Source organism: Gelidibacter salicanalis (assembly GCF_007997285.1).
In the GTDB taxonomy this organism is placed as follows: Bacteria; Bacteroidota; Bacteroidia; order Flavobacteriales; family Flavobacteriaceae; genus Gelidibacter; species Gelidibacter salicanalis.
In genome coordinates, this window is record NZ_VORX01000005.1 from 92,682 (window position 1) to 116,599 (window position 23,918).

The window sequence follows — 23,918 nt, forward strand, 5'->3', positions numbered from 1 at the left end:
GTATATTTTAGTTGCGCAAAGATAGAATAAATGCGCGATGGATTTTGAACTGGGTTTTTTAATTCCGTCTGGAAATTTTGAGTTATTGAACGTTATGAGCATCGAAGGATTTGATAGCTATCTGAATTAGGAAGCTGCTAGGTCATCAGGATCAGGGTGTGACGTTTGAAGTAGGGCAGCACTGACGATTTTAATGAGTTCTTTAACTGACGTCCTGTTGGTATCTATAGCTTGGTTGCTGCCGCCATAAGGTCCGTAAACCTCCTGCTTAGTTACATTAAACAATCCGAGAGTTGTTGTGTTTGTTGCCGTCGCTAAATGCATCATCCCACTATCGGCTCCTATAAACACTGCTGAATTTTCGATGACGGCCGCAATCTCTCGGAGATCTTTGCTGTAAAAATGCGTGCTTTTAAAATCTATTTGTGATACATTTTCAATGGGCAACATTTCTAGAATATTATAATCTTTAAATTCAGTTTTTAAAAGTTGGTAACATTCAGACCACCACGCTTTTGAATGGCATTTGGCGCCAGTAGCGAAGGTAAATATGCAGATCGTTTTTTTGTCGTTAGCAAATAGACGTTTAAGAATTTGCTGGCCATTTTCAATTTCTTCGTTGGACAGGTTAAGCGCTAACTTGGAATACTCATAGCGGCTTAAATCTTGGCTTGGATTTAAAAATGTTTTGAAATTGTATACTGGGTATTTGGCGATGTATGTTGGTTTGTCTGAACTCTGTGTGCTGGAATCATAAATTTTAAACCGTGCTCGCGATAATTTGACATAAATTTTGCTGGAATTCGAGGCTTCGCACCCCGCAATAGCAATATCGTAACGGTTAAAAAGTAATCTAGCCGACTGTTTCAGGTAATCGGAAACATGTTTAAAAGGTTTTTTTGGCAAATTAAATACCGTCTCCACATAAGTAAAGTTGGAAAAAAGTACGGAAGATAGAGTTCCGTTGAGCACCAAATCAATTGTGCTATTGGGAAATTGTTGCTTGATTTCCTGAATTAAAGGCGTTAAGAGCAATTGATTGCCTAACCGGTGGTTGGGTCGGGTGATTAAAACCCTAATTTTCGCATCTTTAGGAAGTTTGTTCAATTGTCCACTATAGCTAGAGTTTTTAAAAGAACGTGTAAAGAATTTAAAGATGCTTCTTTTTTTATTATTGTATTTAGATACTGGCATGATATGGGAGAATTTTCCAATAGTCGGATTTTATTTCACGGTGTTTTGGGGTAATTAAATGTAATCAATTTTAGGAGAATCAAATATTAATAAAAAATATAATTCGCTCAAAAATTTATTTCAAAAAAAATGCTTAAATGATAATTCATTTTGTGGCATAAGTTTCTAAATTTTCTCTAAAAACCGTCCATAAGTTGTAGTGGTAGCATAACCGGTTACAAATTGATCTGCTTCAACAATGGTTTTTCCGCCAACCATCACCCGAGAAACAGTGCCGGGATTTCTGTTGACCAATCTTTCGTAATTATTAAACTCTGTAATCTGATCCATTTCTACAGTCTCCGTAATGGCGTCAAATTTAGTGGGATCGATAATGACCAAATCAGCAATTTTGCCTTCGGTCAAATGTCCGCAGTCTAAGCCAAACCAATCGGTCTGCTCTTTGGTCAATCGCCAAATGCATTTTTCCATGCTCATGATGGGCTGCCCTTTATCAATAGATTCTTGAACAACTTTTATCATTTTTAGTGGAAAATTGTAAAATGCCATATTATTTAAATGCGCTCCTGCATCTGAAAAACTGATCAAATTGTAGGGATGGTTATAAATGTGATCATATTTTTCTACACGGTCATTGGCTATGGTAGTCGTCCATCTAATTTTTTTGTCATAATCAATAATGGCGTCTAAGAAATAGTCTACCGGATGTACGTTCTTCTCTTCGGCGAGCTCGTAAAAATTTCTGCCTATCATGCTTTCGTCTGGCGATTCTAAAATAATCGCTTTACTCAAATCTTTATGCCAAACTTTAGGGGCAAATTTATTAGTGATTTCCTTTTTGAAAGAAATGCGGAAATCAGGATCCTTAATCATGTCATTGCGCTCATCCAATTTTTTGGCCAAATGTCTCATAGCTTCGCCACTCGGAAATTCTTCAAACATCACTGAGTCTACGCCATCATAATATACTGTAAATGGCACAGGAGGAGATTGCATTCTAAAATTGGCGTTGGCAATTTTGTTTATAGCGGTACTTGCAGTAGAAATTAATGGTAAAATATAACGGTCACCAATAAGGTCCATCATGGCAATCATGGTAGTTTTAAGTGGCTTTCTAAATACACCTGAACTCGCTAACATATAATTAAGAGCATTCACTCGGGTAACCAGATTTGGTGCGCCTTGTAAAATGGCATCCCTCTCCCGCAGTAATTCTATGAGGTCTTTACGTTCTTTCCATGATGAATAAAATGATGGAGTTTTGTGGGACCAATACCTGTCACCATCCATTTTATCCCACGGATTGTCCATGGTCGATAAGCCGATAAAACCGGCATCTAAAGCTTCATTCAGCATCTTGTTCATGGCCTCCTGCTCTTTTTTAGTGGCTATTTCATTATCTTTTAATGAACGTGCAATGCCCATAGCTTTCATGCGTAAATCTGAATGGCCTACAAAGGACGCTACATTGATGCCCAACGGTAAACTTTTAATATACGCTTTCCATTCTGTAGCGGTATTCCAAGTTTTTACACGTTCAAGCAAGGGGAGCATAATGTCTCGCGGAATGGCCTCCACCCGTGTAAATGAATCAGAAACATCTTCGGGAGAATTATAAATAGCACTCACAGAACAGCTGCCCAGAATTATGGAGGTAACACCATGCCGTGCCGATTCTTTGAGTCCCGGAGAGGCAATGACTTCAGCATCATAATGGGTGTGCGAATCAATAAAACCAGGAACAATCCATTTGCCTGTTGCGTCAATTATCTTAGCATCAGCATTGGCTTCAATGCTGCCAATTTTCCCTATCCGACCATTTTCGAGAATTAAAATATCTGTTATGATGGCGCTTTCATCTTTGTCTCCTGAAAAAAATAAACCATTTTTAATAAGAGTTTGTCTTTTGGTAGTCATAAAAAAAGGATAATGGATTGTGTATGGAGTTAAAAATACACAACTTTTTTTATTCTATGATCGCCCCATCATTCTTAATCTGAAATTTTTACAGCGAAGCTCCAACATATGCTAATTGCGTTGGGAATCACGAATCCGCAGTATATTTTAAACAGCGACCTCTGGGTTCATCTGCTTTATGTAGGACAATATCAGAATGCAAAAATTGTGCGGCGGCGGCTGAATCTTTAACTTTTGAAGCACTACGTGCTAACATTTCAGACTCAAATTGTGTTATGATACTTTTTCGTAGGCCTTGTGTTTGCCATTCTGAAAAGGGCCTGCATTCTTTTGATATATTTCGTGCTAAAGCCAAGGCGTCTAATAAAGCCTGATTGGCACCTTGGCCTTTAAACGGACTCATGGGGTGTGCGGCATCGCCAATAAGTGTTATGGAGCCTTTATTTTTCAATAGTTCTGGCTTTAATAATTCGCGATCATATACAGGATAACCAGAAATATGAGATTCTGGTGTGGCCGCTACAATTTGAGGAATCGGATCGTGCCAGTGGGTTCTTTTTATGGCTTCAGCTTTGAGGGCCTTGACACCTGTGTCACTTAATATTTTCGCCTCCTGTTCATGCATGGGATAACTCAATTGCCACATTACGGTGTTGGCGGTGTATGGCATCATGTAAATACGTTCATGACCATTGGCGGTTTGAAAAACTGTTGCAGAATCCAGAAGATCGTGTTCAAAACCGTTGAGCGTTTCCAGAGAGCATATTCCTAAGATGACGATACAGTTTAGGTACCGCAACGGCATATCAACATTACCAATCAACAATCGCCGTACCGCACTTCGTATCCCATCAGCTCCCACGACAAGGTCTGCTTTGGTAGTTTTGATGTCCCCATCCACTTGAAAGGTCATCTGGACACCGTTCCCAGTGCTATTCTCCAAGGCGACTAAATCATGTCCCCAGCGCACCAAATTAGAGCCACCAAGTTGCTCCAGCAGCGCTAAGCGTAATTCTTGCCGGGCGATGTGCACATTGGTGTGTTTTGGTGCTTTCTTCGTGTCAGCCGCTGTCCATTTACGCATGCCCCATTCGCCTACAATAGTGCCATCCGTTGTATGGACGACATGTCTTGTGGAAATCACACCTTTATTTAGCGACGAAATGCCCAAACCGCTCATGGCTTTATTAGCTTGTTGTAAAGTAAGTCCGTAACCTTGAGATCGGGCGTCAAAGCCGCCATCACGCTCAAAGAGCGTAAAGGGGATGCTGCGGTGTAAACAGGCTACTGCTAATGCAACGCCACCAATGCCACCGCCAATAATGGCAACGTGTGGGTAGGTTTTGTGGTCAGGAAGCGGAGGGAGAGCAGCAGCGATCAGGCCAGAGCCGTCACATGTTGTGCACTTTACTTGAGAAGCTTTCGGACGTTTTGGTGCGGGGCCGGAGCTACCGTTCTTTTCATAATGATCGAGCGCTATTTGATAGCGACGCTTGGCATCTTTTTTTAATCTTTTGCTCTTTTTGCCCTGTCCATAGCAATCAGAACATAACTTCCAACTTGTCTTTTCATTTTTATTCTCTTTCATTATCTATGTCTTAAATCTGATGATGGTTGTTTTTCATAACACGAATTTTACCTTATTGAAATCGTCTTATCGGACTAAACAATATGCCCGATAATTGAAGTTTAGGGTGCGATGCTCATGATTAGGTAGCAAATTTAAAACATACCAAACAGTTTTGTGTAATAAATATCAGTGATGTCTCTAGGATTGAAAAAGATGGTCTTATAGATGTATCAGTTGTAATTGCACAACTGATTTATTAACTGGACTCAGATTAAGAGCACTAAAAATAAAAAATGCTAGCAAATATTTATCCAACCTAAGAAGATAATATGTGCTAGCATTTATGTCAATCCGATGTGAGCTAAAGCAGCTAATCTAATTTATCGAGTTGCTTCTCTAAGTCTTTAACTTCTTTTTTATTTTTCTCAACAAGGTCTTTCATCTTTTTAATTTTGTCTTCTGCTTGCTTGATTTTCTCCATTTTTTCCTTTTCAATCTTAGCAGAGATCTGCCCGTCTTTGCGTTGCTTTTCAACTCTTTCTTTAGCAACTTTTAGGCGTTCTTCATTATCGCGAATTTTAGCTACATGTCCTTTAATTATTTGGTCGGCATACATCTTTCGTGCTTGGGCGGTGCGTTTTGCATCATACGCACGCTGTTGTCCAAACTCTTTTCCTTCTAAACCTTCTTTATTTTTACCATAAGCATGACCCTGAGCACCATTATGAGATTGCTCTGAGTTTTTATGCGCATTAGATTTTGCGTTTTCACCTTTGTGTTTTCCTTGATTCTGAACCTTTTCAAATTTTTCCTTTTGATGTCCTTTGCCTTGTCCTTGTGCAATACTGTAGGTATTAAAAATAAATAAGGATAAGCCGACTAAGAATGCTTTTTTCATGACGACAATATTATAGGTTATCTAATAATGAATCTATTTCTTTTTGAGTCTGTTCTATTTCTAGTTCTGACGACTCTATAGCGGCATCAAGATTATCTATAGATGCTTCTAACGCCTCAGTTTGTTCATAATTGACTTCAACTGGGGCATTAGATTGCTTTTTTTCGCCTGTACAGGACATCAGCAGGCCTATTAGGGGAAGTAGATAAAGTGTTTTTTTCATGTGATAAAAATTTATTAAACCCGTTTTTTAAGTGGTTTCTGGTCTCCACCAAGCCATAGCAATTCTCAAAACCGTTTTTCCATCGCCGATTTGCGGCGTGTTGACCCGTAGAGCACTAAGGTGATGTTAAGTTACGATTTTCTTCGTTGGTTTTTAATAGTCTTTTTATGTACTTGTTTTCTAATAAGATATGATGTTATGTGATTGGGTGTAGAAAGCAATTGCAATCTTTTTATGCTACCGAAACAGGTAAACGCAGTCATGAAATAAACTAAAACGGCATAAATACTAAACTGAAGGACGTTTACTCAATGATAAACTTGCGTTTCATAAGGAATAGACCATTTAGAAATACGCCCAACCGCTGGTGTTGCAGTGGCAAAAATCTCTAATTGACGTGTCAAGTAAATACCTTTTTGGGATAGTGAGCCTAATTTCAACACCATGGGAGTTACAATGGCAATTTGAAGTTCGCAAGCCTTAAACATGACTTTAGTTTGCCCTAAAAAATCATCTCTTCTGTCCAGTGAGGATTGAATAGAAATGACATAACTCTCGTCCCAATTTGAAATGATTAACGGCGGATCAATTTTGCCATGAATATCATACACAAAGAGATGAAGGCAATATTCAACATTTCCTTTGATATCCATTTCATGAAAATCAATTGTAGTCAGAACAGTGATATCTGTATTGTTCAAACCAACAGTGATTTTATCTGGAATCTCGAGTAATTCTACTGATATAATTTTGGCCATGATGTATGTTTTAAGATGGAAGGATGGCTAGTGTAAGTGAATCCACAATCTGAACAATTTCACTAGGGACACAAATCCTATTTATACGAACCTTAGTGAATAGAAAGATTCCAAAATAATAATAAACGCTTTTAAGTGCTGTATTTTGGATTGGTAAATTACAATTATGGCATCAGGAAATGATACAATAAAGGTCCTATTCCATTATAACTGGATTGGATTTTCTGTGATACTTAAAGATACAGAATTTATGAGGGAATAATTAAATGTTAACGCGTTTATTTATAATTCAAGTAAATTCTATGTGTTGGTGGTTAGTGGTGTAAAAGTAAAGAATTAACTATTACTTTTGCCGCTGTTTTACTGCCTTCTAATGAGGGGTGAAACCCATCCGGACCATAATATTGGAAATTTTTAGTGCTGTAAAAATGGGCCTTCCAAACTTGACCTACAGGAAGTAGTATCGCATTGTTAATGGCAGCAGCGTCTTGGTGATTTTTAATAACCCCGTCAAAGGTGTGGTAGTTCTTTAAGGACGGCCAAACCATAAAATAGCAAAGTTTCGACTGGTTGCTTTGGCTGATACTGTCCAACTTGTTGCCATAATTAATAAGCATTTCGCGTCCGTCGGGTTGAGAAGATGGGCCTTGCTGTAAAATTATAAAATCGAACGTTGTATGTGCTATGAGTTTTTGAATTTCGCCGTCATTCCAATGGTCTTCTAGCGCATAATTTGGAAACGTAACCATTTGATAGCTAAGGTTGACACCTTCCTGCTTGGCGTATTTCATAACCAGTTTGGGCAAATTATTGGTGTAGGTTAGACTGTTACCAACGAATAATATACTTAGTTGGTTTAGGATCTTGATCGTGTTGACTGTAGGTCTCTGAAGCTGAAAAAATACAAAAGCATAAAATGAGGAAAAGTGTATTCATTTTCGTGAATTAACGACAGTGTATGGTGAGTTAATTTTGATCATCAATTTAGGGCGTTGCTACAGATTTAAAATACTCATTAAAAAACAGCAGTTGGTATTTTATCGAATTCGCCCAATAGTCCCAATTATGATTTCCTGGGCGTTCAATATAGTCATGAGGAATGTTTCGTTCCAATAACTTTTCATGCAATCGCTTGTTGGCATCGTAAAAGAAATCACTAATGCCGCAATCAAAAATGAGTTTTAAACTGTCTATTTTCAATTTGTAAACCATATTAATCACGGAATTCTCCTCCCAGTTTTCCTTATGGTCAGCATAATCTCCCAATCGTTTATTGAGATCCCAGTTATTCGGAAACGGACGGAGATCCAACCCGCCACTCATACTGCCCGCAGCGCCCCAAATGTCTTGATGTTTAAACGCTAAATAAAATGCACCATGGCCGCCCATACTTAAACCCGTAATGGCTCTTCCAGATTTGTTTGCGATGGTTCTGTATGTAGAGTCTACAGCAGGCACTAGTTCTTTAGAAATATAGGTTTCATACGTCATGCTGTCATCTACCGGGCTATCAAAATACCAACTTGTACCTCCGCCGTCTGGGCACACAATAATTAGGTTATAGGTGTCCGCATATGTTTTCAACTCCGGAACTCTTGTTATCCAATTGGCATACGTGCCGCCAGCGCCATGCAGTACATACACTACAGGGAAACTTTTGTTTTCGGAGGAATAAGCATCCGGGGTTATAACCACAGTGGGAATCATTTTATTCATGGACGTACTCACCACCATTACGGTATCAACTTTTGCCGCTTGAGCAATGAACGTGGTAAGTGTAAAAAGAAGGAATAGTAATTTTAGTTTCATGTGCTATGATGGGTTATTATAAGTACGATTTGATAAAAATGCTAAATGTAGTAATTACAAACGCATTTGATAAATCTACGAGAATTTTCATAAATCAGTAATTAATGGTCCTATATTAGGAAATCAGTATGTATGAAGCATTCGGTTTGTAGTGGTTTCTCAATCATCCGGATTGTTGTCAGTTAATTCTGTTTCTGTGTTAAAGTTTAAAAATATAGGAGCAGTAATAATTCGCGGATTGCTATTTTAACTACCTTTAAGTCAGGTAATTAAAATTGTATTTAACATGGTAAATCTGCTTAAATTACCAATAGCTGTACTAAGTTTATAGTATTGGTTTCATGTACAACTAATACACCCAATTTGCCCCAATCGCCTGTAGTTTCCGGCGGTAATCCCAGGTGTAAAAAATGACGGTAACACATTACATGTGTATTATGGATTTTTAGACGGTGATGTTGATTCTGATACTTATATTGATATGTCAATAGAAAGTTTTCCTTCAAACTTAATAATTGGTAGATGGAGAATCGTAAAATTAGGCATAGATGCAAAAAATGATGGCACAATAAAATATCATAATTATCAAGATTTCGAACATAATAGTTGTGGCTTCAGCTTTTTACAGTTTAATAATGACGGTGTTGTTTTCGAGAATAGTTATTTTAAATATGATGGCAAGTGTACGTTGTTTTCAGAAATGGCTAAATGGGAATTGATTGAAGAAAATCGATTCAAAATCTATGTTTACGATAATATCTATCTCATAAATGTAACTGCAACAGAATTAGTTTTAAAATACGATTGGGATTTTATAAACTCACTCTACGGCCCAACACAAGTGTTTTACTATTATGAAAGGGTTCTAGACTCTAATTAATTAAAAATTTCTTCATTTTAACAACAGTGACATTTTATCCAGTGAAGCTGATTGAAACTTGCCCGCTTTGGTCATGTAAATCTATTTATTGCAGTTTTCTATGCACAAGCAACTGTCCTTCTTCGATTTTATGAGTATTTAAAGTTTTAAACAATAGATATCTGCTTTCCTACATTGAATACTTCCCCAAGGATATATTTCTCCAATCAAAATCAGTCGATTAAATTAAAATGCTTGCACTCTAGTCATTCATTTAATCGAATTTATTAATTCTTAAAATTTAATATTATGAAAACACATTTCAAACTATTCAGAAAGTGTTTAATAGTTGTACTTCTCTTTGGTGTATTTGCATGTAGCCAAAATGAAGATGCACTTTCTAATGATGTCGTTGCAAATGAAAAAGCAAACGACTATCTCGCTAATAGGAGCTCTAATGTTATTAATGTCTTTAAAGGACCAGAAGTTCAGTATGGAAGCGGTAAAGCCCGTTCATGGATTAGCGTCAACAGTGCCGGTTTTCCTGAGGAAATAGGAATTGAGCTCACCTCTAAAGTTTTTAACGATTTAACGCTTTTGCATGAAGGTCATGAGATGACCGTCGTATTACCATTGCATAAAAAAGCGAAAGAACTCACGCCATTTGAACATTTGGGACTAAACTTCCAACCCGAAGGTCACGGTCCCGTATTTTGGGATGAACATTTCGATTTTCATTTTTACACCATTACAAATGAACAACGGTTGCTTATACCAGATTATGATGGTAGCAATCAGGATATCGTAGATGCATTCAATTATTTTCCTGATATGGATAAAATGCCTACTGATTATTTTAAATTCCCTGGACAAGGAGGTGTTTATGGAAAGATGGGAAAACATTGGGTTCCTGCAGATTGGCGAACTGGATATAGTCCATTTACCCATGTTATGATTTTGGGCACGTATGCCCAAATGAATAATTTTATTGAACCGATGGCGACCGTAGCATATTTATTGTCAGGCGATTCCTTTAGTGGTGCTTACTCACAACCGCAAAAATTCGAAGAACCTGGAAATAATTACCCAACGAAATATAACATTTTCCACGACGAAAAAACAGGGAATATTTATATCACTTTAAGCGATTTTGTGACACGTTAAGAGAATTTATCACTAACAATGAAAGGAAGTACCGTTAAGAAATACGCTGCTTCCTTTTTAATTTTCTGTCAGGTAAAATTAAGGTTTAGAAAACTATAGCACCGAATGAAATAAAACGCAGTTTTATTAAAACAATCCATATTGATTAGGGGAATCTTTAGCAATTACCTGCCCTAAATCCCATAATTCTACAATTTTGTCTCCATTAAATCTGATGATATGGACTACCGCAATTTCCATGTCCTCTTTGGTGACGAGCGCATGTGTAATGACGGTATCCTGATCTCTATAACTGTATTTAATGGTGATGGACTTATTAGGACTCGTTTGGTGTGCATCCGTCATGGCGTTTTGTAAAGCGTCCCTAGTGCCTTCAAAATATTGATTATGATGAGTAAAATCAACGGCAACATGCTTATCAAACGCTTCAGTAACCTTCCCGGTGCCGGCCAACATTAGAAAGGATTTGGCGATTTCTTGTTTTGTCATAAGAATAGTTCGTATTTAAATATATGTTGCTCAATGAGTTAATCTATAGGCAGAAAGAACTCCACTTTGCCACAATTTTTACAATGGTACACATCGAAGGCTTCTCTGTTTTGAAAGAGCTCAAAGATGCTGCCATAAAACCCTATGCGATCGCCTTCATGAAATTTGAAACGTCCTGAATCTTCCATAGGCGTTTCGCATCTTAAACACTGAATATCTCGGGTAAGGGTGGTTTTGGTGAGTTCTTCTGTGGTCATGACACGTTGTTCTATAAAACTGTAATTACAGTTCCAGCACAGTTCAAAATGAGCGTCTACGTCTGATTTACAATTAGGGCAAGTCTTCATAAATAGTATGGCTTAATTCAGCTTAGTTGTTAAGCCTGTTGATTGATTAAGACATCTAATTTAACATAAATGCAATGATTTAGATGTGCCTAGTAATATTTTTATCTTGAGTAATTGTCCATAATGGAGAGCAACTAGGGCACGGGCAATATTCAAATCGATTTTTGCCAAATCAAAACTGTCGATACCCAATTATGGAGATATTATATAAGTTTTAGGGGTGATAGTGTTGAATCGTCAATAAATCAGGTGTTTAGGTATTAAAGTTTGCATTTGGAATCTTCGTGGAATTTCAAAAAACACGCGGATTGGCTTGGGAGAGCCTCCAATTATTGTTACTATTGTGATAATCCGTATATATATCTAAAACTTTTAAATTATTTGATGATAAAATCTAGGCTATTTGCCCTTGTGGCACTGTTGTTCTTTACTTTTTCTAATTCTAGTGCGCAAAACGGGTCGTCCAACGGCATGTCGGTTACTATAGCGTTGCACAATCCGTCCTCGGAAATTAATGACGGGGTAGCAAAAGTTGCGGTGACCGGTGGGGTTGCACCTTATCAATACAAATGGAGTAATATCAATACGCCTTTAGATGATGCCGAATCTGTTGGGTTAATTGAAGGCATGGCACATACCGTGACAGTCAGTGACGCTAACGGAACTAAAGTCTCCAAAACCTTTAAAATTCCCGCGGAATCCATCACGGAAATATTTAATAGTAAAGTGCAGCCTGCCGTAGATGTTCTAGGTGCTGTACTCTTTTGGGATGTTTTTGCAACGGTCGGACTCTATGATCCTGTTGTATATGCCTCACATCGTAATTTGCCCTTATTGGCCAAAGACGTCACTTCTGATCAGAAATATAATTTTAAGAAATGGTTGGTTTCCGATGGAAGTCGCGTAAAGGTAGGCGATAAAATTGCCATATTGGAAAGCCAGGCCAACAAAGAAATTTCAATTTATGCCACTGCAGATGGTGCATTGGAGCATGTCGCTACCGAAGGAGATATGGTATCTAGAAAACCGGAAACAGGTTCTTTTAAATCGCCTCTTGTTGCGAAAATTAATTTTGATACGCCGCAACCTTTATTACATCCTAATGGCGTTGTGAAGACGAAAAACATTCCTTTTATTGTCATCTGGCTTATTTTAGGAAGTATCTTCTTTACGCTGCGATTGAAATTTGTCAATATCCGCGGTTTTAAACATTCGCTAGATTTGGCACGAGGGAAGTATGACGATCCTAACGCGCCAGGAACCATAACACATTTTCAAGCTATGGCTACTGCTGTATCGGCTACCGTTGGTTTAGGAAATATTGCAGGTGTTGCCGTTGCGATTTCTCTAGGTGGTGCAGGAGCAACCTTTTGGATGTTTCTCGCTGGATTTTTCGGAATGTCACTAAAATTTGCCGAGTGTACCTTAGGTGTGAAATACCGTATTATTGATGAGGACGGTAGGATTTTCGGTGGACCGATGAACTATCTGCGCTATGGTCTCGAAAAAAGAAATCTTAAGAAATTAGGAAAATTCTTAGCTATATTTTTTGCTGTACTTGGTGTAGGCGCATCGTTTGGAGGCGGCAATATGCTACAATCCAATCAGGCGTTTAAAATTGTTTCTGAAGAGCTTCCATTTTTACAAGGCCACGGATTTTGGTTCGGTGTCGGATTTGCATTATTAGTAGGCGCTGTGATTATTGGCGGCATCAAAAGTATTGCTAAAGTAACTGCCAAAGTAGTTCCCGTAATGGCCATTTTTTATGTGGTGGGATGTTTGGTGGTCATTGGGTATCACTTCGAGTTTATTGGTGGTGCTTTTATGGCGATTGTTGATGGTGCTTTTTCTGCGGAAGCCTTAAAAGGAGGCTTTATTGGCGTGTTGATTATAGGCTTGCAGCGAGCGGCATTTTCTAGTGAAGCGGGCGTTGGTTCAGCGGCTATTGCCCACAGTGCAGCCAAAACAAATCATCCTGTTGCTGACGGATTTACCTCTTTAGTGGAACCATTTATTGATACCATGTTGGTGTGTACCATGACCGCTTTGGTACTTATTTTTACCGGAATGCACGAAACCAGCAGCGGTCTGGGAGGCGTAGAGCTTACGGCCGATGCTTTTGGTAGTGTGGTGTCTTGGTTCCCTTCCGTATTGGCCGTCGCCGTTTTCTTATTTGCATTTTCTACCATGGTATCTTGGTCCTATTACGGGATGCGTTCTTGGAGCTACCTTTTTGGAAGAAGTAAAAAACTGGAATTGGTGTATAAAGTTTTGTATTTGTTGTTTGTCGTATTAGGGGCGTCCGTGAGTTTGGGTGCCGTGTTGAGTTTTGCCGATATGATGATTCTCGCCATGTCCTTTCCAAATATTATAGGCTTGTATATTATGGCGCCTGAAATTAACGCTGATATGAAGGTATACTGGAAAAAATTAAAAGAAGGAAAACTTTATGTCAATCCGAAATTTATCAAAACAGACGATTGATGACCCACGCTCATTATAGTGCTGGTTGATTATAACTAAAAAACCCGACGCCAACATTTGAGATGTTTCTGTCGGGTTTTTATTTGATTTATGATGATTGCGTAACGTCCTTAAAGATTATAATATTAATGATGTTATCGCTTACTTACGGTCTCAATCACACTTCCGCAGGTCATCATTTGGTCGCCATAATATGGATTTCTAACCCCTTCTTCTTTGCTCAACCAAACGGCACCTTTATCGTTATTGGCCATTGGGCATTTTTGAACATAAAGTGCTGCGTCCAACATTTTGACGTTGATCGCTATGGGCACTAAATTTTCATTCAAGATGACGAAATGTTCTCGTTGATTATCCAAATTTTCATTCTTAGAAATGACCTCAACCATTTCAATACTCTTAATCATATGGGCTTTTTCCATCTGTCCTAAATCTTCTATATTTAAAGCTTTAAGCGCTTTCAACGTCGTTTTAGCGTGGGCTGAGACCTGTTTGGCATCACTCGCTACAAAAGCATCTTTCATTTGAAGATAGGGATTGATAATGTTCATAAATTCTTTTTGGAATTTTTCTGACAACTCAATTTTCATCTCCGAAAGCGGCACCTGAGCGTGTTTTTCCTTCCCTTTATTCATCATCGAATTTTTGCCTTGCAATTGTGCTGCAGAATCTACGGTAAACGTTCCGTTGGTCACAATTTCATCGCCGTTGTTCAAACCTTTTGTAATGGTATATTGGGTGCCATTTCGAGTGCCAATAGTCACCTCACGCATTTCAAAAACCGGTGCATTCGGGTCGGTCTTCACATAGACCAATGAGCGCTCACCAGTCCACATGACCGCACTTGCAGGAATGGTTAACATCTCGCTGCTCATTGTGGATGCACCTTTAATTTTTCCTGTAACAAACATTCCAGGTTTAAACAAGTCGTCCGAGTTTTTGAGCGTTGCTCTAACCGTAACCGTACGTGTCGCATTACTCAACATAGGGTCAATAAAAGACACGGTAGCATCAAATTCTTTATTAGGATACGCGTTGGCAACCACCTTAATTTTTTGACCTTCCTTTAAATTTGAAATCTGGCTTTCATAGGCATCAAATTGTGCCCACACGGAGTTTAAATTACTCACTTTAAGAATGGGCTGTCCTTGCTTCACAAAATCACCTTCTCTAGCCATAACTTCTGAAACGGTACCAGAAACAGTGGCATAGATTGGAAAATTCTCCAACACTTTACCAGATGTTTCAATCGCGTCGATTTGTTTTTCGGTCAATTTCCAATTTTTTAATTTATTCCGAACAGCGTTGTATAACGCAGGTTGTGACGCTTTTAATGACGCCGTGGTAATCAATTCCTGTTGTGCGGCAACCAAGTTAGGTGCATAAATGGTCGCTAGTAATTGCCCTCTATTTATTTGTTGCCCTTCATAACTCACATTCAAACGTTCAATACGCCCATCAAAATAGCTAGATTGCACGGACTTGTTTTCTTCGTTAATCGCAATTTTTCCGGATAGTGAAATCATGCCGTCGGTAGCATCTTCAGCAACTGCACTCCCGATAACTGTTGTTTGAATATTTGCCAAGGCCATTGCATTTTCGGACATTTTAATCTCGTTCAGGGCAAGACCATCAGCGCCAGATTCGGCAGGTATAAGATCCATGCCACATAACGGGCAATCGCCAGGTGCTGGCTGCATAATTTGCGGGTGCATGGAGCAGGTCCATAGTTGAGCTGCAGTTTCACCAACGTGATCATGTTGGTCAGCGGCATTTTTGGATGCTGCGTTGTTATTGCCAAAAATGAGCCAGCCAACTAAAATGCCTCCAGCTACTGCGAGTAGTATATATGCGATATTTTTATTCATAATTTCTAAATGTCAATAAATTTAACACCCTGCGCTAGGGATGGTAGTGGAAATCCTTTTTGTGAGGTACGAGCAAAAAGATTGTAGCGAACAGCCCGCCTGAGCGCCCAAATTAAAATTATTTTGTTTCTAATCTTTTTATCATTTGTTTCATCTCTTCAATTTCTTTTCTCTGAGCTTTGATGATATCCTCAGCCAATTGTTTGACTTCAGGATCTTTAATGTCAGCCCGTTCACTAGTCAGAATGGCAATGGAATGATGCGGAATCATCGCTTTCATCCATAACACGTCCCCAATAATTGGTGCTTGTGCGCGCACCAAACTTAAGGCGCCAATAAATAGGGCGATGCTCCCAAATATGATAGCCATATTCTTCTTCTTATTTTGATACATATTTCGCATGGCAACGAACATAATGATAGCCATGGCAGAAATACCCAAACACGACATATAAAAACGGGTTAAGCTAAAATAAACATGGTCAAAAGCGTAAGTGTTTAAATACATCGTGATGTACATCGCTAAAAACGAGGCTACTAGCATGCCTACAAATTTGGTGTATTGATTTTTCTTCATGTTTTGGTCCTCCATTTTGTTTTGATTTTCCATTTCCTTAAGGTTTTAGTGATTAATTAATTGATTTTGAGCGTAGTCTCAGTGCGTTTCCGATGACGGACACAGAACTAAAACTCATAGCCAATGCCGCAATCATTGGCGATAATAGTATTCCAAAAAACGGGAATAAAACGCCGGCGGCTACTGGAACCCCCAGGGTATTGTAAATCAAAGCAAAAAACAGGTTTTGCTTGATGTTTCGCATCACGGCGTGACTTAAATTCCGTGCCTTAACGATGCCGTGTAAATCACCTTTAACCAAGGTAATCATCGCACTTTCTATAGCCACATCGGTACCTGTGCCCATCGCAATACCCACATCGCTTTTTGCAAGGGCAGGCGCATCATTTATACCGTCGCCGGCCATGGCTACTACTTTGCCTTGTTGCTGCAGTTTGGTAACTTCCTTCAACTTGTCTTCTGGTAGCATGCCTGCCATAAAATTGGTGAGATTCAATTCCGTTGCTACCGCTTGTGCCGTGTCATGGTTATCGCCCGTAAGCATAATTACCGCAATGCCTTTGTCTTGTAGTTCTTTAATGGCTTTCGCGCTGGTTGGTTTAATTTTATCGCTAATCACTACATAGCCAGAAACCTTGCCGTCTATCGCCAAGTACGAGACGGTTTTTCCTTGTTTTTGGAACGCTTGTGCTTCTGCTTCCATTTTTGGAGCGATTGTCGCATTGGCGTGGGCCATCATTTTGGCATTTCCTAAATCTAATTTTTCACCATTTACTGTGCCTTCTACACCTTTTCCGGTGACCGCGCTAAACTTGTCAGTTTTTGAAATGCTTACCTTTTGTTCTTTAGCGTATTTAACGGTAGCTTCCGCAAGCGGATGCTCGCTAGAGCTATTCAAGGATGCGATACGATGCGCAACATCCATTTCGGACAGTCCAGCACCAAATGAGCCCATCTTTTCTACGGTAGGTTTGCCTTCTGTAATCGTACCGGTTTTATCAACGATTAAGGTGTCCACCTTGTCCATTTTTTCTAGAGCTTCGGCATTTTTTATCAGCACACCATTTTGCGCACCTTTACCAACACCTACCATAACGGACATTGGTGTGGCCAATCCTAAAGCACATGGGCAGGCAATAATTAATACCGCTATGGCATTAACCAAACCGTACACATAGGCTGGCTCTGGCCCCCAGAGTACCCACACAAAAAACGTAATAATAGAGATGATCACAACCACCGGCACAAAATATCCGGAAACGGTATCGGCTAATTTCTGAATTGGTGCGCGACTGCGACTCGCATCGTTAACCATATGTATTATTTGGGAAAGCAAGGTCTCGCTCCCCACTTTTTCGGCTTTCATTAAAAATGACTGATTGCCATTTATGGTGCCACTACTCACCTTATCATCTATGGCTTTATTTACCGGAATCGGTTCGCCGGAAATCATCGATTCATCTACCGTAGTTTCTCCTTCAGTAACCACGCCATCTACAGGGATTTTATCACCGGGTTTAACGCGTAAAATATCGCCTTTTTCAATCTGATCAATGGAGACTTCTTCTTCAACACCATCAACAACACGCACTGCCTTATTTGGGGCGAGTTTTAATAATTCCTTGACCGCAGAATTTGTTTTACTATGCGCACGAGCTTCCAAAACTTGACCCATTAACACCAAGGTGAGAATCACAGTGGCGGCTTCAAAATAAACGTGTACCGCACCAAATTCTGTTTTAAACTGTTCAGGGAAGAAATCAGGAACTAACATTCCAAACACACTAAAAAGCCACGCCACACCGGCACCAATGCCAATGAGGGTAAACATGTTGAGGTTCCAGGTTTTGATACTGCGATAGGCACGTTCAAAGAACATCCATGTAGCATAAAATACCACCGGAATCGATAATCCGAATTGTACCCAATTCCACATTTTTTGATCCATCACCTCATACAGCGGATTGTTTGGAATCATTTCGCTCATGGCGATAAAGAAAATGGGTAGCGTGAATGCCACGGCTATCCAAAACTTCTTCAATAATTTTTTATAGGTCTTTTCTTCAGAAGACAAATCGGGTTCCATGGGCACGAGATCCATACCACAAATAGGGCAGGCGCCAGCTTCATCCTTAATAACTTCAGGGTGCATTGGGCAAGTCCATTGTTGGGTAGTCACTGCAGTAAGATTTTGCTCTTCCACTAAATCCATTCCACATACGGGGCAATCGCCAGGTTTGTCGTAGGTTTTATCACCTTCACAATGCATCGGACAGTAAAAGGTGCCGTTGCCATTTATTGGGGCTTTGGTAGCAGACTTTTCAGTCGGTTTTGTGCCTAGAGGGTGAATGCTATAACTGTCACCATCATCCTTTAATGCTTTTTGAAAGGTTTTTAACGGGATATGAGCCGTCATGGTAATGGTGGCTTCCGCTTTTTCTAAATCGACAACAGCATTGGAAACCCCGTCCACTTTTGATAATATTTGCTCTACATGGCTACGGCATCCGTTGCAGGTCATGCCTTGAATTTGATAGGTGGTGACCATATCTCCCTTATCATCAACCTTTGGCATATGAATACTATAATTACCACCATCGTCTTGGAGTGCCTTTTGAAACGTTTCTAGAGAAATATGCGAGGCCATATCAATAGTAGCTTCTGCTTTTTCTAAATCTACAGCAGCTTTCGTAACCCCGTCTACTTTGGAAAGTGTTTGTTCAACATGATTTCTACAACCATTGCAGGTCATTCCTTGAATCTGGTAGGTATGGGTCATTGTATTTTTCTCACTATGCTTTGGCATATGAATACTGTAATTACCACCATCATCTTCGAGCGCTTGTTGTAATTTTTCTAGTGGAATGTGAGAAACCATTTCAACGGTAGCTTCCGCTTTATCTAAATCTACTACAGCATTCGTAACGCCATCCACTTTAGAAAGTGTTTGTTCAACATGACTTCTACAGCCATTGCAGGTCATTCCTTGTATGTGATATGTGTGTTTCATTTTTTCTAATTAGAGTTGTGAACTAAGCGTTTCAAAAAACCATAATGGGTTTCTATTAGTAATCAATATACTCGACCTCCAAAGTGTTTGATTGGTGACCTTTTTTCTAATATTTCTAAATCACTAATAAAGGTCTGCTTAAATGAGAGAAAGGGCATTAAAAGCTATTTGTTGCCGCTTTCTCTCTATTAAAAGCTTATTGTAAGCTATCCTTCAAATGATTCATGAAATTGATGATGATATTAGCATCCTCTTGAGACAGTATGGCATCCCTATGAAGATACGTGTAGCTTTTTAAAGGCATTTCATCATTTTCAATTTGTTTGATTATTGAGCGTAGCTTACTTTTTTTTCTTCTGTCAGAATAGGTGTCCCATTCATTAAAATTAAGTTCAGCCTTGCCTTCTTTAACATGGTCTTCCAAAAACCAAGCAATGGGCTGAACTTTATTGTACCAAGGGTATGCTGTAAGGTTACTATGACAATCATAACAGGACGCTTTCAATTTCTTCTGAATGTCAGTTGGCACGGTATTCACCAACATAAAATCAGATGAAAGTACAGTATAGCTCTCATTTCTATCTGTAGGGAAAAATTGAATCGCTACCAATAGAAAGAGAGCTATCCCTGCTATGATTTTAATAACCTTCATTTAGTTAATTGTACGCTGAACTGAACCACATTTTAACATTGCGCTCCCATGGTAAGGATTTCTAATTTCTTCCTTAGTGCTTAACCATGCAGACCCACGATCGTACATAGGGCAAAACTGCTCATATAAAGTCATTTTTGTACCTGTAATAGCCACCATATCCGTGATGTCTTTGCTTAAGGTTTTGAAATGCTCACGTTGGTGTTTAATATCACTTTCTGCAATATGTTCTGCGTGTTCAGTGGCATCCTCAATAATGTCTTTTAGTTCAGATTGCTCGTCAGCCGAATAATTTGAAACCTCAAAAGCTTTTAACGAATTTGTCAAAGTAGCTCCAAATTCTTTCGCTTTTTCACCATCATCACCTACCAATGCATCCTTTAAGTTAAAATAATCCTTTAAAATAACCTCGGCTTTGGCATCTTGTTTATCAGACGTTGTTACCGATTCTTGTGATGCTACGGTGTTTTCAGTAGTAGGTTCACTAGTTGTAGTGGCTTCAGTTTTGCTTGCATCTTTACATGATACGGTTAACATGAATGTTGCGGCAAGAGCTACGGATCCAATACTTCTTTTAATTGTTTTCATTTGTTAATTGTTTAAGGGTTGTTTTAATTTATAATTGATTACTAGTTGATATTCTTATAATTTAGCAATAATAGCTTCAAGCAGTGCTGTTATTTGGGAAGCAATTTCATGAAGTTCTTCATTTTCTACTGCTTGCATAGAGGCCATCGGATTTACAGCCGCAACCTCCATTACACCTGGCTCTATTTCTTGAACAATGACATTGCACGGTAACATCGTCCCAATCTTATCTTCTGCCACCAAAGCTTTATGAGCAAATGGAGGGTTGCATGCACCTAAGATTTTATAGTTTTTAAAATCTACATCGAGTTTTTTCTTGAGGGTTTCCTTTATATCTATTTCCGTGAGAATGCCAAAACCTTCTTCCTTTAAGCCTTTTGTGACTTTGTCGATAACTTCTTCAAAAGTTCCTTTGACGGTTTTACTAAAATAATAATTCATAGGGTTAAAATTTAATGGTGAATAATTCTATTTAATTTTCATCAAAACCTGATAGATAGTCCACCACCAGCGCCAAAACGGTTATCATAACTGGCAGTAAGTGAAAAATCTCGCGATAGGTAATATTCTATGCCGGCATTCCAAGTGACTTCATTGTCGAAATTTTCACCTGTTGGCAATTGGTCTACCCAACCAAAATCTGCTTGATATTCATAATTTCCAAAAATGGCAGTTCTTGGGAATAGTAATAGTTCTCGGCTCAAACTGATTTGTGGTCTAAGTTTGCTGTCCATTCGCACATCCAAGTTGAATAAGTATGGAGTTAAAAATCGGATCCCTGCAATAGCCGTGGTATTGATTTCTTCCAAACTGTCCTCTAATTCATTTTCAACATTGACCCCAACAAAAACTCGGAAATAATCATGTAAATAACGCTCATAGGTTACTTCGGCTTCTAAATTTTCATTCCAACCATATTCCGCTGACACGTTAAATTGATTACGGAGGTTTGAAGTCACAAAATTTAATTCGGACATATGTGTAGCCACATCTAGAAGGGACCAGGTATAATATTGATCCGCCTCATTAATTAAATGTGTTACTGGGTGTTGTTCCATCCTTGGGTCGCGAGATGTATCATAACTCACAATACGCGCCATACCGCTCATCATATGGTAAAGGATATGACAGTGAAAAAACCAATCGCCGTTTTCATCACCATCATTGCCACTAAATTCGATGGTTACTTCTTCCATTGGCGGCACATTGACCGTATGCTTTAGAGGTGAATAGTCGCCATTTTTATTGATAACCCTGAAAAAATGACCGTGAAGATGCATGGGATGATGCATCATGGTCAGGTTATTGAAAGTGATGCGGGTGACCTCATTACTATTTATCTTTATATTATCGGCCTCGCTTAACGGGACCCCGTTCATACTCCAAATATAGCGTTGCATATTCCCGGTCAGATTTAACAAAATTTCTTTTACGGGAAGGTTGGCATCATAGGTGGTTTTTTCAGCCGATTTCAAATAGTCGTAAGTGTATTGAGGCGCCTTGTCCATACCGTCCATAGCTATTCTGAAATGATTTTCTTTAGGTTGGGCATGGTCCATATTCTTGGTGGTGGCAGAATCTTTAGGCATCTCCATGTTGTCGTGGTTCATTTTAGAATGATCCATTTTTTTGGCGCTTGATGAGTCCTTCGACTTTATCATTGTGTCGTGAGCCATTTTTGAATGGTCCATTGGTGCTGTCTTTTTATCAACTTTTGGCATTGCCATGCTGCCATGATCCATTGTCATCCCGTATTCTTCTTTCATTTCATGACGCTCATCTTTTTTAGGTTGGAATTTTATAGCATGGGCGCCCATCTTCATATCCATCTTTGCCATGTCTTGCATCATTCTTATTTTATTTGGTGGACTCAAAGTTTCCGCGGGAAGCAGTTTGCCCGCTCCAAAATATGCTGTTGTTGTGCCAGAACCATCTTGTGCCATGGCCTTAAATTCAACCTTACCATTTTCAGGAATGGTGATGATAAAATCGTAAGTCTCTGCCGTTGCAATGAACGATTTAGACCGTGCCACAGGAACCACATCCAAACCATCCGCAGACACTAATAGTGGCGCTTCGCCACCAAAAGTCATCCAAAATTGAGATGAGGCAGAGCCATTTATGATTCGTAAACGCACCTTTTCTCCCGGCTTAAAATCTGGATACTCCATAGAAGTTTCACCATTGATTAAAAATGCGGGGTAATACACATCTGCTATATCAGCACCTTCCATACGCTGTTTCCAAAAGTTGAGTTGCGCTCCAAAGGCACCGCGAGCAATTACCTGATTTAAGGGTGTAGCGGTGCCTTTTTTCATTTGGTACCATTCATTGCCGCGTTTTAAATTACGCATCACATCTTTAGGTTGCTCATTAGTCCAATCAGAAAGCATCACGACTAAATCAGTAGTATAGTCTAATGTTTTTTCCTTTGGATGAATTAATAGAGATCCGAACACACCGCTTTGCTCCTGTAACATAGTATGCGAATGGTACCAATAGGTGCCGGACTGTCGCAATGGAAACTCATATTTAAAGGTGGTTCCTGGCTTAATGGGTGGCGTGGTTAAATAAGGCACGCCGTCCATAAAATTGGGTAACAGTAAGCCGTGCCAATGAATGGACGTTTCTACACTCATCTCATTTGTTACGTAAATCACTGCATATTCACCTTCAGTAAATTCAAGGGTTGGCCCTGGAATAGTTCCGTTAACCGTCATTGCTTTAACTACTTTACCAGTTTTAGAAACCATAGCTTCCCTAATGGTCAGCCTGTGTTCTTGTACTGGCAAATTATCAACATTACCTTCAAGCTGTTGCGCAACTGTGCTATTCAGCCCCAAAAGCGTGAGAATAAATACTAGATTTAATGTTCTCATAAGATTAATTTTTTCAAAATTACTATTGATACTCAATATTTTGTGTTATAATCTTGGTTGATTGTTATACAATTTGGTCTAACGATGTTCTGTCGTTTTTTTGTGACGATTTATACTCTGATAAACTCATGCCTGTTTCTCTCTTAAATTGTCTGCTCAGATGATTGATGTTGCTATAATTGAGCAGTTGGCTGATTTCTGTAAAATTCAATGCTTGATTTTGAATCAGCTCTTTAACTTTTTCTATTTTTAATTTGATAAAATATTTTTCTATGGTAACACTTTCGTTAGTAGAGAAAAGCTTACTCATTTTAAAATAATCCTTGTGGAGCTTTAATTCTAAATAAGTGGATAGCTTTTGCTCGATTTGTAATGGTAAATGTTTCAACAATTGTATGAGTTCAATTTTTATTTGCTCCACAAGATGTAGTTCAGGATTGTTAATTAATGAAAATCCATTTTTATCTAATATGGACCCCAAAATTTCTGTAGGGTCTGAGTCTTTTACATTCAAGGTGATTCGCCCTAATTCAATGTTAAGGAGTTCGATATTGTGAGCATTCAGTTCATCTCGTAAGACCTTAATGCAGCGATCGCAAACCATGTTTTTGATGTAAAAGTCTTTTATCATA

General features: G+C 38.9%; 21 protein-coding genes. 3 read left to right on the forward strand and 18 right to left on the reverse strand.

Annotated elements, in window-relative coordinates; genetic code table 11:
* Positions 1–126: 126 nt before the first annotated feature.
* The 8 genes from ES711_RS11430 to ES711_RS11465 form a co-directional block, all read right to left on the reverse strand.
* Positions 127–1,194, reverse strand: coding sequence for a glycosyltransferase family 9 protein (locus ES711_RS11430; protein WP_146893443.1), 1,068 nt, complete (start codon positions 1,192–1,194; stop codon positions 127–129).
* Positions 1,195–1,359: 165 nt separating this feature from the next.
* Positions 1,360–3,111, reverse strand: a complete 1,752-nt coding sequence (locus ES711_RS11435; protein ID WP_146893444.1) for an N-acyl-D-amino-acid deacylase family protein — start codon at positions 3,109–3,111, stop codon at positions 1,360–1,362.
* A 127-nt stretch (positions 3,112–3,238) separates the two neighbouring features.
* Positions 3,239–4,699: an FAD-dependent oxidoreductase gene (locus tag ES711_RS11440; protein ID WP_146893445.1), complete on the reverse strand. Its 1,461-nt coding sequence runs from the start codon at positions 4,697–4,699 to the stop codon at positions 3,239–3,241.
* A 352-nt stretch (positions 4,700–5,051) separates the two neighbouring features.
* Positions 5,052–5,579 (reverse strand): hypothetical protein, encoded by a 528-nt coding sequence (locus tag ES711_RS11445; protein WP_146893446.1) that lies wholly within the window; start codon positions 5,577–5,579, stop codon positions 5,052–5,054.
* A gap of 10 nt (positions 5,580–5,589) precedes the next feature.
* A complete protein-coding gene (locus ES711_RS11450; RefSeq protein WP_146893447.1) occupies positions 5,590–5,802 on the reverse strand; it encodes a hypothetical protein in 213 nt (70 codons plus the stop codon).
* Between the two features lie 308 nt (positions 5,803–6,110).
* Positions 6,111–6,560: a hypothetical protein gene (locus ES711_RS11455; protein ID WP_146893448.1), complete on the reverse strand. Its 450-nt coding sequence runs from the start codon at positions 6,558–6,560 to the stop codon at positions 6,111–6,113.
* A 314-nt stretch (positions 6,561–6,874) separates the two neighbouring features.
* Positions 6,875–7,351 carry an SGNH/GDSL hydrolase family protein gene (locus tag ES711_RS11460; RefSeq protein ID WP_146893449.1) on the reverse strand — a complete coding sequence of 159 codons (477 nt, stop codon included), beginning with the start codon at positions 7,349–7,351 and terminating at the stop codon, positions 6,875–6,877.
* Between the two features lie 193 nt (positions 7,352–7,544).
* Positions 7,545–8,369, reverse strand: a complete 825-nt coding sequence (locus ES711_RS11465) for an alpha/beta hydrolase (protein WP_146893450.1) — start codon at positions 8,367–8,369, stop codon at positions 7,545–7,547.
* 430 nt (positions 8,370–8,799) lie between these two features.
* Between ES711_RS11465 and ES711_RS11470 the strand changes: the two genes are divergently transcribed.
* Both ES711_RS11470 and ES711_RS11475 read left to right on the forward strand, forming a co-directional pair.
* A complete protein-coding gene (locus ES711_RS11470; protein ID WP_146893451.1) occupies positions 8,800–9,249 on the forward strand; it encodes a lipocalin family protein in 450 nt (149 codons plus the stop codon).
* A gap of 288 nt (positions 9,250–9,537) precedes the next feature.
* Positions 9,538–10,392, forward strand: coding sequence for a hypothetical protein (locus ES711_RS11475; RefSeq protein ID WP_146893452.1), 855 nt, complete (start codon positions 9,538–9,540; stop codon positions 10,390–10,392).
* Between the two features lie 126 nt (positions 10,393–10,518).
* On the opposite strand, the gene ES711_RS11480 is transcribed toward ES711_RS11475, so the two are convergent.
* Positions 10,519–10,881 (reverse strand): nuclear transport factor 2 family protein, encoded by a 363-nt coding sequence (locus ES711_RS11480; protein WP_146893453.1) that lies wholly within the window; start codon positions 10,879–10,881, stop codon positions 10,519–10,521.
* A 38-nt stretch (positions 10,882–10,919) separates the two neighbouring features.
* Complete coding sequence (locus tag ES711_RS11485) at positions 10,920–11,228, reverse strand: hypothetical protein (protein ID WP_146893454.1); 309 nt, start codon at positions 11,226–11,228, stop codon at positions 10,920–10,922.
* 384 nt (positions 11,229–11,612) lie between these two features.
* On the opposite strand from ES711_RS11485, the gene ES711_RS11490 reads away from it, so the two are divergent.
* On the forward strand, positions 11,613–13,712 hold the full coding sequence (locus tag ES711_RS11490; RefSeq protein WP_146893455.1) for an amino acid carrier protein: 2,100 nt from the start codon (positions 11,613–11,615) through the stop codon (positions 13,710–13,712).
* 134 nt (positions 13,713–13,846) lie between these two features.
* On the opposite strand, the gene ES711_RS11495 is transcribed toward ES711_RS11490, so the two are convergent.
* The 8 genes from ES711_RS11495 to ES711_RS11530 form a co-directional block, all read right to left on the reverse strand.
* Positions 13,847–15,580 carry an efflux RND transporter periplasmic adaptor subunit gene (locus tag ES711_RS11495; RefSeq protein ID WP_146893456.1) on the reverse strand — a complete coding sequence of 578 codons (1,734 nt, stop codon included), beginning with the start codon at positions 15,578–15,580 and terminating at the stop codon, positions 13,847–13,849.
* Positions 15,581–15,698: 118 nt separating this feature from the next.
* Positions 15,699–16,190, reverse strand: a complete 492-nt coding sequence (locus tag ES711_RS11500) for a DUF305 domain-containing protein (protein ID WP_146893457.1) — start codon at positions 16,188–16,190, stop codon at positions 15,699–15,701.
* Positions 16,191–16,209: 19 nt separating this feature from the next.
* Positions 16,210–19,167, reverse strand: coding sequence for a heavy metal translocating P-type ATPase (locus ES711_RS11505; protein ID WP_146893458.1), 2,958 nt, complete (start codon positions 19,165–19,167; stop codon positions 16,210–16,212).
* A gap of 196 nt (positions 19,168–19,363) precedes the next feature.
* Positions 19,364–19,819, reverse strand: coding sequence for a heme-binding domain-containing protein (locus tag ES711_RS11510; protein ID WP_146893459.1), 456 nt, complete (start codon positions 19,817–19,819; stop codon positions 19,364–19,366).
* On the reverse strand, positions 19,820–20,407 hold the full coding sequence (locus ES711_RS11515; protein ID WP_146893460.1) for a DUF3347 domain-containing protein: 588 nt from the start codon (positions 20,405–20,407) through the stop codon (positions 19,820–19,822).
* Between the two features lie 54 nt (positions 20,408–20,461).
* The gene (locus ES711_RS11520) at positions 20,462–20,848 is read right to left on the reverse strand and encodes a DUF302 domain-containing protein (RefSeq protein WP_146893461.1); all 387 of its coding nucleotides are present in this window, start codon (positions 20,846–20,848) and stop codon (positions 20,462–20,464) included.
* A 41-nt stretch (positions 20,849–20,889) separates the two neighbouring features.
* Complete coding sequence (locus ES711_RS11525) at positions 20,890–23,286, reverse strand: multicopper oxidase domain-containing protein (RefSeq protein ID WP_146893462.1); 2,397 nt, start codon at positions 23,284–23,286, stop codon at positions 20,890–20,892.
* Positions 23,287–23,350: 64 nt separating this feature from the next.
* On the reverse strand, positions 23,351–23,917 hold the full coding sequence (locus ES711_RS11530; protein ID WP_146893463.1) for a helix-turn-helix domain-containing protein: 567 nt from the start codon (positions 23,915–23,917) through the stop codon (positions 23,351–23,353).
* Between the last annotated feature and the right edge of the window lies 1 nt (position 23,918).